We start from the raw sequence: 13,089 nt of genomic DNA on the forward strand, positions 1-13,089 counted from the left end.
AAGTTGCTCAACTCAAAATAAATGGAATATCCTTTCGAAGTTTATGCGAAAGTTCATGATCAGGATAATACTCTACTGCTAGTTTCCACACCCGGCTTGCCTCATCATAATTTCGCGAATTCCAATACAGCCCTCCAAGATTGAACAAAGCAAGTTCGTTTTTCTCGTTTAATGATAAGCATTTTTCATAAGAATCGATTGCCTCTTGGATATATCCTTGAAATTCGTATGCAACTGCGACCTGGAACCAGCTAAAATCATCAGGTTGAATTTTTTCAGCTTGCTCAACTAAGATAGGTAAGCTTTCTTTGAAGCGCTCAAGTTGATTAAGAGCAACTCCGAGACAGTACCCATATTCACCACCAGCAATCTCATAAGCTTTACGAAAATACATCGTTGCATCTTCCCATTCATCTTCATCTTGAGCCCAATGGCCTATACGATCCCAAAGAAAAGCAGTATCTTCATCATTAACATTTTGTATTCGCATCTCAAACTCTTTTTTAAATTCATGATACGAGTACTTAGATGAATTATCATTTACTCTTAGATAATTTTTCGCTAATAGAATTTCTCTTGATGCATCAGGGTGGTTCGGATGCATTTCTAAAAAGCGAGTCCAAAAAGGCAAGCTTAACTTAGTAGAAACAGGCGAGGTTCGACAGAACGTAGCAACTAACATCAAGCACCATTGCCACAATTCATCTTTATTATCATTTCGAGTTAATAAACTATTAATCTCTCTATATGCCGAGCGATAATCCTCCATATTGAAAAGAGTATTTATGCGCCACTTTTCAACAAAGATGATTTTATGTTGATGATTCCTTGGGAAAAGAACTAAATCTAAGTGCTCCAATGCTAGTTCATAATTACCCTTACGATTATGAATAACACCTACCGCTAAATTAGCTTCATTTAAGTTCGGTTCTAAATCCAGTGCCTTCTTATAGCATTCAAAAGCTTCATTTTCTTTCCCCAATCGTGAATAACTGCTACCCATGTTTTTGTAACATTGTGCAGCTAGTTTTCCTTCCTCAACCAAATGTCCCAGAGCGTTCTTATACTCTTGAATAGCTTCTTTGTCTCTTTCAAGAGCTGTATATCCATTACCTAATGAATAATATAAACTCATCTTATTTATATTACCCTCATCGATTCTTTCTCTAAGATATTTTATACCATCCAAGATCCTTTCTTCATTACTATCAACTTTGTCCATGCCTTTATTTATTTCCGACATATATGGAACGATCATAGCTGGATGGTTGGCGCCGAAAATAGCTAAAAACTCATCGAAATTAGCACTTATCACATCGTCATGATTATTTTCATATAGTGAGTTAAGCAGTTCTTGAGCTAACTTTTTATCTTCCGGTATATGTATCTTAGGTATGGCTTTATTAATAGCCTTAGTAATGTTTGAAATAGGTTTGGTTATCAAATCGATTCTTGCATTGCGATTATTTATGGCGTTAAACCTCGCCACCTCTGCGATTTCATGCAAACGAGACTCGGAAATATCCTCAATGAACTTTACAGTCAATGTTTCTTGCTCAATCCATTGTTTTTCAGATTGTTCATAATCCCTTATTACGGCTTCGGCGAATGTTATTTTTAGATTATTACTTGGAGCATGAAAACATACATAGAATGAATAAGGATGCATTAGTAGGTAATTTAGGTTAGCTCTATTAACAGATATACTAATCGAACCATCATTGTTTAATTCTTGTTCAGTTCCTTTCAATTGAACAAACAATCTAATGTTAGTTGCTTGACCATTTGTAGTAATTTCAAGTTGATAGTCAACGCCGTAATCATTTATATCCTGACTTTGAATAAAAAAATCGTTTGAATCTCTGAGGAAATTTTCAAAAGCTGATATTGCAAGTCTTTCAATCCTATGATTCCTGTCTCTTTTGGGGAAATCATTCAAATGCTGCATTTTCTGTCCCTATATACTGTGCACGGAGATATCAACCTCTCTATTAAACTCGATTTCAGTATTTTGGCAACAATTTGAAGCAACTGTAACTTAGAGCGTGTACAGCCTGGAATCCCCGCTGGCGGTGCCGGCGGGCGACAACTTTTGATAACTCAATCCCATCACTAGCGAACTGAACTGCTATCCGTTGATTAATACATAGTGATGCCAGCAATGTCCGCTCCTGGCCCGAAGCGGACCGCCTGGAACACCGCGAAATCTGCTTAGAGCGAGGAGCAGACATTCAACGTCATGCCAGAAACTGGAAGACTGACATGTAAAGTTGTGGTAGCAGATTATCGTTGTATTCACAGGTATTACGAAGGAATATCAGATACCGCCCTCTCCACAATGACACAGCCCTGCTCCGCCAACAGCACATCACTCGCACACGGAAATATCGACTAGGGTATTGAATCCGCTGGTGGGCTGTCCGTAATAATACGGTCAATAGCCTGCCATGAAGCGTAATTGGAAGGAAATACCTTATCTAATTTTGAGTGATCCACCACAATTAAGCTCTTGTTCGACCGTTGAATCATGGTGTTATAAATCATACCGCAATCAATCAACGCTTCGCCGGTCAGCTGTAACGCCGCTGGCTCCCAGGATGGCATAATCTGCCGAATATTGTTCAGAGATTTGTTTGAAGCAGTGAGCGAGAATGGAGCAGCGGATTTGTAGGTGTTCAAGTACTTGTTCCACCATATCCAGCCCTTTCAGGTGGGGGTGGCGCGCGGCGAATTGCTGAAACTCTTGCTCATAGAGCAGGCGTCTGAGCAGATTTTTTTGCCAGGGGGCTGGCCTGTGGCCAGAGATCCTCAAGTACATTATCGAAACTAAACATGGTGATTTCTCCTCCCATCTTGCCGATGACAGTATAGGCCGAAGATGACGCTTACATTTCATTACAATGAATAAACGACACTTTAAGACGGGAGAATGATCACAGTTAACGTATGGTTAGCCGCGCAGGTTGTGATCGATGGACGGTTTTTAAATGACAAAATTGTCATCTGGCGAGCCGCTTTCTGTCTCTCTGCGCGCTGTAGACTAGCGGTATTTCTTCCCGGACGCATGATTGCCATGAAATTACTTCACTCAAGGCCATTTCAGATAATTTGCCTGTTGGTGGGCTTCTCTGTCGTTTATCTCCTTTTCTTTCGCCAAAGTAGCGTCGCTGCCACGCCGCATAAATCCGCCAGCCCGCTGGTGAGCCTGGCGCAGGCGCAGGTAAAAAATCTGCCGTTAATGCTGACGACGCAAGGCCATGTGGTGTCGCTCAACCAGGTGGATATCCAGTCACAGATCACCGGTACGGTGAAAACCGTGGCGTTCAGGGAGGGGGATTTTGTTCAGCAGGGGCAGCTACTTTTTACGCTGGATGATAGCACCCAGCAGGCGGCGCTACGCCGTGCTGTAGCCGCTCAGGCGGAATCGCGCACTTTGCTGGATAAAGCGCAGCGTGATGTCGTCCGCGGACGCGGGTTGAAAGCACAAAACTACATTTCGGCCTCCGACTGGGACACGTTGCAAAGTGTGCAGCAGCAGTACAGTGCTCAGTACACCGCCGCGCAGGAGGATATCCGTACCGCGCAGGCGCAGCTCGGTTATACCCGCATTTATGCTCCAGTGAGTGGTAAAACCGGTGCGTTGAATGTTCATCCGGGGAGCCTGGTGCAGCCCGGCAGCGCTTCGCCGTTGGTGAGCGTCAGTCAGTTTGACCCTATCGGGGTATCGTTCACGTTGCCGGAAAAAAACCTCAATGCAGTACTTGCGGCACAATCTCAGGGGCCGATCGCGGTATCAGTCAGTAATGCCAAAGGTGAAAAAGTCAGCGGCACGCTGGATTTTATCAATAACACGGTGAATACCGAGACTGGCACCATCGCGCTAAAAGCACATTTCGCTAATGCCGGGCGTCTGCTGTGGCCGGGAGCCTTTCAGTCGGTCACCGTTGAAGCGGGGGCCGAGCAAGTTGTTGTGCTGCCACCGCAGGCCGTTCAAAACGGCCCGGATGGGCATTTTGTCTTCCTGGTAGATAAGCAAAACCAGGCGGTCACGCAGCCGGTTAATCTGCTGCGGATCCAGCAGTCGATGGCGGTGGTGGATGGCCTCGCGCAGGGTACAGCGGTGGTGGTGGAAGGGGCGAATAACCTGCGTCCTGGCGTGACCGTGGCGGTAGCGAAAAACGTGGGGCAGAACTGATGAAATTTGCTGAGCTCTGCCTGTCCCGCCCGATTGCGGTGATGCTGCTGTGGCTGGCGGTGATCGTCACGGGTGTTATCTGCTGGACAAAACTGCCGGTGGCGGCGCTGCCATCTTTTGATATGCCGACCATTCGCGTCAATGCGTCATTGTCCGGCGCCAGCCCGCAGACGATGGCCTCGTCGGTGGCGACGCCGCTGGAAAAGAATTTGTCCACGGTGCCAGGCTTGTCGATGCTCACATCTACCAGCCTGCAAGGGGCGACCACGATTGTGCTGGAGTTTGATCCCTCGGTGAATATCGACTCCGCAGCCGTGGATGTGCAGTCGGCGCTCTATCAGACCATGAAAAAGCTGCCGTCGCAGATGACCACGCCGCCGTCATTTCGCAAGGTAAACCCGGCGGATGCGCCGATTGCCGCGATTGCCATTGATTCGCCCTCCATGACGCTGTCCGATCTTAACCGTCTTACTGACAACCTGATTTCGCCCGCGCTGTCGACCATTAAAGGTGTGGCGGAAGTGACGGTGATTGGGCAAAAACGCTATGCGGTGCGGGTGGAAATTGACCCGGAGCGGCTGGCGGCAACGGATCTGACCTTAACCGATGTGCAGGCTGCGCTGAAAGCAGCCAACGCCAACTCGCCAATTGGTGAACTCGACGGCAAACGGCAAATGATGATGCTGCAAACGCACGGCGATCTGATGAACGCCGCCGATTTCGCCAATGTGATTATCGCCACCCGCAACGGGCAGCCGGTGCGTTTGTCGGATGTTGCCAGCGTGCAGGACAGCATCGAAAACGCGCTGAGCTACAGTGCGGTTAACGGACACACCGCTATCGTGCTGAGCATTAACCGCCAGCCTGGGGCGAACATTGTTTCTACGCTGGATGCCATCAACCAGTTGCTGCCCAAATTGCAGGCGCAGATGCCGCCGTCGGTCAACATGCAGTTGCTTAATGACCGCTCGTTATCGATTCGCCAGGCCATTCATGATGTCAATATCACCCTGGTGTTGACGATTGCGCTGGTGATTATGGTGATCATGCTGTTCCTGCGTCATTTCCGCGCCACGCTTATCCCGGCGCTGAGCGTGCCGGTGTCGTTATTGGGAGCGTTTGCCCTGATGTATGCGCTGGGTATGAGTCTCGACAACATTTCCCTGATGGGGCTGACCATCGCCGTTGGGCTGGTGGTGGATGACGCGATCGTGGTGCTGGAAAATATTATGCGCTATCGCGAGCAGGGAGAGACAAGCTGGCGCGCCGCACTGCTTGGCGTGCGAGAAGTGGCTTTCACCGTGTTGTCGATATCGCTGTCGCTGGTGGCCGTATTTATTCCTATCTTCTTTATGCCGGGCACGCTGGGTTTGCTGTTCCATGAGTTCGCCTGGGTGGTCTCGCTGGCGATTGCTGTCTCGGCGGCTGCGTCACTGACGCTTATTCCGCTGCTGGTGCCGATGCTTATCAAAAAGAGCCACGCCGAAGCCGCGGAACCTGCCTGGAGCCGGGCATTCGAGCGCGGCTTCGATGCGGTGCTGTGCCGTTACAGCAAGGCGCTGCACTGGGCGGTGAATCATAAATTATGGATGGTACTGGCGGCACTGGCGACCGTGGTACTGACCGCGTTGCTGTATATCAGCGCGCCAAAAGGATTTTTCCCGCAGGAAGATATTGGGCAACTGACGGTAAATATCGATACGCCGCAGGATATGTCCTATGACGGGCGATTAGTGGTGGCGCAACAGTTGGGCAAAACGCTAGTCGCGGATCCGGCGGTGAGCGCAATGCTGACTAAGGTCGATCATGACACGACGCAACTGGTGCTGACGCTTAAAGATCAGTCGCAACGCCCACCGATGGCACAAGTGATTGCCCAAATGCGCGCAGAAACCCAGTATCTGCCCGGCATCACGCCGTTCTTTAGCGCGGTGCAGAATCTGAAAGTGGGCGGTCGCTCAGCGAAAAGCAGTTATCAGTACACCTTGCAGTCGGTCAACAGTGGTGATGGGCTATCGTTAAATGACTGGGCCAACAAGTTAATGGACGGCATGAAGAAAACCGGCGTGTTTGTGGGTATTAACAGCGATGCGCAGCTCAACGGCTTGCAGGCAGATTTACAAATCGACCGCAACAAAGCCTCGCTGATGGGCGTCGATATCGATCAGATCCGCAGCAATTTGTACGCCGCGTTTGGTACGCAGCAGGTATCGACAATTTATGCGCCGGAAGATAGCTATCAGGTTATCATGGAGGTGAACAATGCTTTCCGGCAAAACGAGAGCGATCTGTCGAAAATCTATGTGCGTTCGTCGGCAAATACGTTGCTACCGGTAACCACTTTTACGCATGTGACGCGCAGCCAGGGGATCACGGCGGTCAACCACCAGGGGCAGCTTCCGGCCATTACGGTTTCGTTCGATCTGGCGCCGGGTAAATCGCTGTCGGACGCCACGCGCGCCATTAATCAGGTGCAGCAGGATATCCAGATGCCGGGTTCGGTGTTTGGCAGCTATGCCGGGCAAGCGGCGCTGTACCAGCAGTCCCAGAGCAGCCAAATCTGGTTGATTGTCATTGCGCTGGCGGTGATCTACGTGATCTTAGGTGTGCTGTATGAAAGCTGGATCCATCCGCTGACCATTTTGCTGGGTTTGCCATCGGCGGCGGTCGGCGCATTGTTGGCGCTGCGGTTGCTGAATCTCGATCTGACGTTTATCGCCATGATTGGCATTTTGCTGCTGATAGGTATTGTGAAAAAGAACGCTATCATGATGATAGACTTTGCGCTTGCGGCTCAGCGTACGCAGGGGATGTCGCCGCATGATGCAATTATTCAGGCCTGTATTCAGCGTTTTCGGCCGATAATGATGACCACGCTGTGCGCGATGATGGGGGCGCTGCCCATCGCGTTTGGCTGGGGGGCGGGCGCTGAGCTACGCCAGCCGATGGGTGTGGCGGTGGTCGGCGGGTTGCTGTTCTCACAACTGGTTACCCTGTTTATTACGCCTGTGTTTTATCTGTTGTTCGCAAGCGTTGGTGACAAGCAAGCGCAGTTGCGCGATCGGGTGGAGGCATAATGAGATTACTGCTGGTCGAAGACCAAACTATGGCCGCTGACTATATTGCCAAGGGGCTGAAAGAGAATGATTTTGTCGTCGATGTTGCTAACGATGGCGTCGATGGCCTGCACTATTTGCTGACCAATGAATATGACCTTGCGATCCTGGATGTGATGCTGCCGGGGATGAACGGCTGGAAAATCCTTGAGCTGGTGCGTCAGGCGGGCAGATTAACGCCAGTGATGTTTTTGACCGCGCGTGATGATGTGGATGATCGGGTGCGCGGGCTGGAGCTGGGCGCGGAAGATTACCTGATCAAACCATTCTCTTTTAGTGAACTGCTGGCACGCGTGCGGGTAATTATGCGGCGGCGAGCGGCACATACGCCGGTGGTGGATGAGTCGGTAATGCAGATAAGCGATCTGCAACTCGATTTTCTTAAACACCGGGTAATGCGCGGTGGTAAACGCATTGAACTGACCCAGAAAGAGTTTATGTTGCTCAGCCTGTTAATGCGTCGCAGCGGGGAAGTGCTGTCGCGTACGGTGCTGGCGGAGCTAGTATGGGATATGAATTTTGACCCGGAAACAAATGTTATCGATGTGGCGATCCGCCGCCTGCGCAGCAAAATTGATGACGGCTACGAGGTGAAGCTGTTGCACACGTTGCGCGGCGCAGGCTATGTGCTGGAAGAGCGAAATGATGCTGATCCCGCGTAATTTCCCTATTACCCTGCGGCTGACGCTCTATTTTTCCATCGCCATGGGGCTGGTGTTGTATATCGTTTCGGGTCTGTTGTACTCCACCATGCGCAATCAGTTGAGCCAGAAGGACGAAGATGAGTTGCGCAGTACACTGCGCTTTCAGCAGGAGATTGCCGCCACTATCAGCGAGCGCCAGGGGCCGAAAGATCTCTGGCAGCAGGAGTTGTTTGAGTTCGTGGCGCGTCAGGAACGCTTGTCGCTGCGCATTATCAGCCCGGACGGTAAAGTGTGGGCGCAATCGAGCAAGATGCGAGTGCCGCAGGAAGATTTCCCCACGCCGTCTCCGGAGTTTAGTTATACCTCGTGGCGCTACCATAAGCACGAGGTCAGTGAAAAGTACCTGATTGCCTCCACCAATTTCGTCCTTAAAGACAATCAGTCGTGGCTGGTGCAGGCAGCGCTCAATGTGTCGCAAAACAACGAGATTATTGAAGATTACTGGACGCGCATGCAGGGTGTGGTGGCGCTGGCGATTGTGCTATTCGCCGCCATTGGCTACTGGCTGGCTCGTCGCGGGCTGCTGCCGCTGCGTACCATGAGCCGTGAGATCGCGCATATTCATGCCGCAGATTTACATACCCGTCTCTCCATACAAGATTGGCCTTCGGAGCTGAACACGCTCTCCGCCTCGTTCGATGGTATGATGATGCGGCTGGAAGCCTCGTTTGCCCAATTGACTCGCTTTTCTTCGGATATCGCGCATGAGTTGCGTGGCCCTATCAACAATCTGATCTCAGCCGCCAGCGTCACGCAAAGTAAAGCGCGCACTGCGCAGGAGTATCACGAAGCGCTGACCGCTATTGTCGAAGAGGGAGAACGTCTGTCACGAATGATCTCCTCGATGCTGTTTCTGGCGCGTGCAGACAATAGCCGTGAACCGTTGAAGCTTGAATCACTTAACAGCGCAACGGAGTTCGCCCGGCTGGTGAATTTCTACGATGTGCTGGCAGAAGAGAAACACATTACGCTTACCAGCGAAGGTGAAGTGACGTTTTACGCCGATCCTATTCATTTGCAGCGTGCGCTCTCTAACCTGTTGTCAAACGCATTACGCCATACCCCTGCAGGCGGGCATATCGTGCTCAGCGCAACGCAGCAGGCTAACGATGTCTGGCTCAGCGTAGTGGATAATGGCGAAGGCATTGACTCGCGTCATCTGCCGCACATTTTCGATCGTTTCTATCGCGTGGATGATGCACGCAGCAAAGCGGAGAATACCGGTCTGGGGCTGGCGTTAGTGAAAACCATCGCCGAAATGCACGGCGGTAAGATCACGGTGACCAGTGAGGAGGGCAAGGGCAGTCGCTTTACGCTGGTGCTGCCGCAGCGCAAGCCAACCTGACAGAATTGTCATCCAGGCGTTGAGTGAGAGTCATCATAGCAGGCGGATAATGGGCATTATCCGCTCCTCACTCAGGTTTACGTTATGCAAACACACTCTTTGTCTGATTCCACGAAAACACGCTTCAGCGCTTATGCCTCCTATATTCGCCAGTTTATCGCTTCCCCGCGCACGGTGGGGTCTGTGGTTCCGTCATCGGCTGCACTGTGCAAAACAATGATGAATCAGATCGACTGGTGCGACAGCCTCGTCGTTGCCGAACTGGGGGCGGCAAACGGCGTACTAACGAAAGGGCTACTGACGCGGATGCGCGCAGACGCCCAGTTAGATGCGTACGAAATTAACCCGCGCTTTCTTCAACAACTGGGGGCAATTAACGACCGACGATTGCAGGTGGTTGCCGCCTCGGCGGAGCAGCTTCTTCGCCCTTACGACGCTATCTTCTCCTGCTTACCATTGTTATCGCTGCCGGTGCGTGTGGTAACGCGGATTATGCGACAAATCCATCAGAGTCTCTCGCCGCAGGGAACCTATATTCAGTTTCAATACAGCCCGCTGTCAGAGAAATTATTGTCGCGTTATTTCTACTGGCAACGCGTCGTGGTGGTGAAAAATGTACCGCCTGCTCTGGTTTATATCTGTACGCCACGAAAAATTAACGAAACCTCTATTTAGCGAGATAGCGATCATGAACTCTGTACAAAAAAATACGCCGTGGCTTAATAAAGTCCCGGAGGTCACGGTAATATTTTGGCTGATAAAAATGATGTCGACGACGGTTGGGGAAACCGCGGCAGATTTTCTGAATATGGATTTAGGCTTTGGTCTGATTAATACATCATTTGTCGTCGGCGGATTGCTGGCGGTGACACTTTATTTCCAGATGCGCGCCACGCGTTATATTCCGGTGTTGTACTGGCTGGTCGTGGTGTTTATCAGTGTGTTTGGTACGTTGGTTACCGATAATTTAACCGATGCCTGGCATGTGCCGCTGGCATGGTCTTCAGCCTTTTTCACGCTGGCATTGATCACGACCTTTGCTGTCTGGTATCGCCGGGAAAAAACGCTCTCTATCCATCATGTCGATAGCGCAAAACGTGAAGGTTTTTACTGGCTGGCGATCCTCTTTACCTTTGCGCTGGGCACCGCGCTGGGTGACTGGCTGGCGGAAGGATTGAGCATGGGATATGACGTTACTGCCGGCTTTTTTGGCCTTTGGTTGCTGTTTATTGCTGCGGCACGGTTCGTTTTCCGGGCGAACGCGGTGTTCTGTTTCTGGGCGGCGTATATTCTGACTCGCCCGTTTGGTGCGGCCTGGGGCGATTTGTTATCGCAACCGCTGGAGAATGGCGGCTTCGGTTTTGGCGCCAATGTTACCAGTGTCATTTTCAGTACCATCATTGTTGTACTGGTTGGAGGACTTTCACTGGTGGAATACCGCAAACCAACGCAAAAGCGTTAATCACCTTGTGTAAGGGCGCCGCTGATGGGCGCCTTTACACGTTTAACCCACACATCCCAGCCGATAACCAAAACCACGAACGTTCTCCAGTAGCAATGTGACGCCAGGATCGCTTAACTTGCGGCGTAAGTTGCTGATATGCCCATCTACCGCTCGTTCGCTGCCATCGAGGTCTGGCAGACAGTGGTGCAACAACTCTGAACGGAAAAATACACGCATTGGCTGGTGAATAATATGGCACAGCAGCCAGTATTCTGTGGCGTGAGCAGTGCGGAAATCTCTTTACGCTGGCTGCCTACAAACACCTGGTGCGTGTCGCGATGAATTTCCACCGTGAGGGCGTTGTATGTCTGTGCGTTCTAGCTTGCAGCAGGTAGCAGGCGACGGCGGATCACATGCAGGCGTGCAACCAGTTCGGCGATGCTAAAGGATTTCACCAGATAATCCTCCGCGTCAAGGTTGAGGGCATTCACCATATCCTTATCGTTATTTAGCGTAGAGAGGACGATTACCGGCACCGTGCTTTGGCGTTTTATTGCTTGCAGCAATTCCAGACCCTTTTGCGGCGGAGATTCAATAACAATAAAATCAGATTTATTAATTAGCGTGAAATTAAAACCGTGATAGCTGTTTTCGAAAATTTCACGCGAAAATTTTATTTTAATATGCCGACGAATTGTCGGTATGTTTATTGGCATAGGCTATTAAGATGGTTGGTTTATTTTCTTGTGGCTGCATTGCTTCACCTCTTGTTGTCAGAAGATTTCCCGCCAGGCGGGTTTATTACCTGCAATTATCACCGTCTAATAATTAGAGGGTCTCAACGTCAACATGACAATATTGTCATGTTGACGTTGGACTCGCGTCACTACGCTAATGAGATAATTCTTCCGTCAACTATTCCTGTCGGGAGATACCACAATGAAACGAAATATGATTTATCTGCTGCTGATCATTTCTGCACTATTTACATTCGGGCAAACCGCCGCGGAAGCCAGAGTGAATAAAGTTGGGGAAACCTGGGTGCTTTCACCCGCTGCCTGGCACCCTAACCCGAATAAAATCCATGAAAACTATCCCTTCGATTTAAATGAAAAATCGACCGGTGATACGGACTCTGCAAAGCTACTTTCCACACAGAAAAAAGCGCAGTCGCAACAGGATTCCCACACTGAGGTGTTATTCACGGAATGAAAAAACGTCCAAAGATAGCTACCGGGTTAGGATTTTGCCTGCCTGTGCTGATAGCTGTGCCGGTGGTGGCCTGGCTAACCGGTTGGCACTGGCAGGCGGAAGCACAATCGCCACAACTCGGTTTTTTCTACTTACTCACACAGACGGTGAGCAACCCCGTTGGGGTGTTCACTGCCGTCGTGCTGTTGGCTGCGTTACTGTGGGTGCTGAAACCGGGTAAAGCGCATCGGTGGAAATGCGCATTGCTGATTATGGCACCGATTGCGTTGGGACAGGTGGCGGTTAGCGTGTTGAAACGAGTGGTACAGGAACCACGTCCCTATGTGATGTGGCTGAACCATGATCAACCGCAGGCGGTTGCGCAATTTTACAGTGAAGAACCGGCGAAGCGAGGTATGACCGTGCTGAATACGCTGCATGATAACCGCGCGATCCCTAGCTGGCAGCAAGATCACTGGGCGAAGGAGAGCACCTGGTCGTTCCCGTCGGGGCATTCGATTTTTGCCGCGGCCTGGGCGCTGCTGGGCGTTGGCGTGCTGTGGCCGCGAAAACGCTTTCTTGCTGCGTTTATCCTCACCGCATGGGCTGCCGGCGTACTGGTTAGCCGCCTGTTTTTAGGTATGCATTGGCCGGTGGATTTACTGGCGTCTATTGGCCTGGCGTTTATCCTCACTCGTCCGTCGGTGGTTGCGATAAACCGCTATTTGCCGCCACCGGGCGACAACATTCTGTAAGAGGAAAAAAAGCCCTCTCCGGGCGGAGAGGGTTACAGTTTCAGAGGGTGCCGCGTTCGGCAAGATCGAGGGCGAAATAGCTGAAAATCAGATCCGCCCCTGCGCGTTTGATGGCGCCGAGGCTTTCCAGCACCACTTTGTCTTCATCAATCGCGTCTGCCTGAGCGGCAAACTTGATCATCGCGTATTCTCCGCTCACTTTGACCTGCTACCCGATGATTAACATATTATGATGCCAGCAATGTCCGCTGCTGGCACTGAGCGGACCGGCGCGAAGATCGATGTCCGCTGTGAGCGAAGAGCGGAACTTCGCGATTAATCTCGCAGTCAAATAGTTGC

The 13,089-nt window shown here is 50.7% G+C and carries 11 protein-coding genes and 3 pseudogenes; 8 read left to right on the plus strand and 6 right to left on the minus strand.

Annotated elements, in window-relative coordinates; translation table 11 throughout:
- Positions 1–7 precede the first annotated feature (7 nt).
- The 3 genes and pseudogenes from AC0TOY_RS08135 to AC0TOY_RS08145 all read right to left on the minus strand — a co-directional run.
- A complete protein-coding gene (locus AC0TOY_RS08135) occupies positions 8–1,948 on the minus strand; it encodes a tetratricopeptide repeat protein (RefSeq protein WP_267217175.1) in 1,941 nt (646 codons plus the stop codon).
- A 443-nt stretch (positions 1,949–2,391) separates the two neighbouring features.
- Positions 2,392–2,604, minus strand: coding sequence for a hypothetical protein (locus AC0TOY_RS08140; protein WP_473713222.1), 213 nt, complete (start codon positions 2,602–2,604; stop codon positions 2,392–2,394).
- Positions 2,605–2,620: 16 nt separating this feature from the next.
- Positions 2,621–2,834 (minus strand): annotated as a pseudogene (locus AC0TOY_RS08145) (GNAT family N-acetyltransferase); the annotation flags it as partial.
- 239 nt (positions 2,835–3,073) lie between these two features.
- On the opposite strand from AC0TOY_RS08145, the gene AC0TOY_RS08150 reads away from it, so the two are divergent.
- The 6 genes from AC0TOY_RS08150 (at position 3,074) to AC0TOY_RS08175 (ending at position 10,822) form a co-directional block, all read left to right on the plus strand.
- Positions 3,074–4,195: an efflux RND transporter periplasmic adaptor subunit gene (locus AC0TOY_RS08150; protein ID WP_267217173.1), complete on the plus strand. Its 1,122-nt coding sequence runs from the start codon at positions 3,074–3,076 to the stop codon at positions 4,193–4,195.
- Positions 4,195–7,272 carry an efflux RND transporter permease subunit gene (locus tag AC0TOY_RS08155; RefSeq protein WP_267217172.1) on the plus strand — a complete coding sequence of 1,026 codons (3,078 nt, stop codon included), beginning with the start codon at positions 4,195–4,197 and terminating at the stop codon, positions 7,270–7,272. The genes AC0TOY_RS08150 and AC0TOY_RS08155 overlap by 1 nt, the downstream gene beginning before the upstream one ends.
- On the plus strand, positions 7,272–7,973 hold the full coding sequence (locus tag AC0TOY_RS08160; protein WP_267217171.1) for a heavy metal response regulator transcription factor: 702 nt from the start codon (positions 7,272–7,274) through the stop codon (positions 7,971–7,973). The genes AC0TOY_RS08155 and AC0TOY_RS08160 overlap by 1 nt, the downstream gene beginning before the upstream one ends.
- Positions 7,954–9,360 (plus strand): heavy metal sensor histidine kinase, encoded by a 1,407-nt coding sequence (locus AC0TOY_RS08165; RefSeq protein ID WP_267217170.1) that lies wholly within the window; start codon positions 7,954–7,956, stop codon positions 9,358–9,360. The genes AC0TOY_RS08160 and AC0TOY_RS08165 overlap by 20 nt, the downstream gene beginning before the upstream one ends.
- A 99-nt stretch (positions 9,361–9,459) precedes the next feature.
- Positions 9,460–10,035: a class I SAM-dependent methyltransferase gene (locus tag AC0TOY_RS08170; RefSeq protein WP_085803545.1), complete on the plus strand. Its 576-nt coding sequence runs from the start codon at positions 9,460–9,462 to the stop codon at positions 10,033–10,035.
- 13 nt (positions 10,036–10,048) lie between these two features.
- Positions 10,049–10,822, plus strand: coding sequence for a COG4705 family protein (locus AC0TOY_RS08175; protein ID WP_267217189.1), 774 nt, complete (start codon positions 10,049–10,051; stop codon positions 10,820–10,822).
- 42 nt (positions 10,823–10,864) lie between these two features.
- Here AC0TOY_RS08175 and AC0TOY_RS08180 read toward each other — a convergent pair.
- Both AC0TOY_RS08180 and AC0TOY_RS08185 read right to left on the minus strand, forming a co-directional pair.
- Positions 10,865–11,071: pseudogene (locus tag AC0TOY_RS08180) on the minus strand (winged helix-turn-helix domain-containing protein); the annotation flags it as partial.
- 110 nt (positions 11,072–11,181) lie between these two features.
- Entirely contained in the window at positions 11,182–11,520 is a 339-nt protein-coding gene (locus AC0TOY_RS08185; protein WP_267217168.1) for a response regulator transcription factor, read from the minus strand.
- Between the two features lie 223 nt (positions 11,521–11,743).
- Here AC0TOY_RS08185 and AC0TOY_RS08190 point away from each other — a divergent pair, with 223 nt between their 5' ends.
- Positions 11,744–12,016: a hypothetical protein gene (locus tag AC0TOY_RS08190; RefSeq protein WP_267217167.1), complete on the plus strand. Its 273-nt coding sequence runs from the start codon at positions 11,744–11,746 to the stop codon at positions 12,014–12,016.
- The gene (locus AC0TOY_RS08195) at positions 12,013–12,750 is read left to right on the plus strand and encodes a phosphatase PAP2 family protein (protein ID WP_267217166.1); all 738 of its coding nucleotides are present in this window, start codon (positions 12,013–12,015) and stop codon (positions 12,748–12,750) included. Before AC0TOY_RS08190 ends, AC0TOY_RS08195 begins: the two co-directional genes overlap by 4 nt.
- Before the next feature lie 40 nt (positions 12,751–12,790).
- Here AC0TOY_RS08195 and AC0TOY_RS08200 read toward each other — a convergent pair.
- Positions 12,791–12,952: pseudogene (locus AC0TOY_RS08200) on the minus strand (porphobilinogen synthase); the annotation flags it as partial.
- Between the last annotated feature and the right edge of the window lie 137 nt (positions 12,953–13,089).

Source organism: Enterobacter sp. PL_is379 (assembly GCF_055817355.1).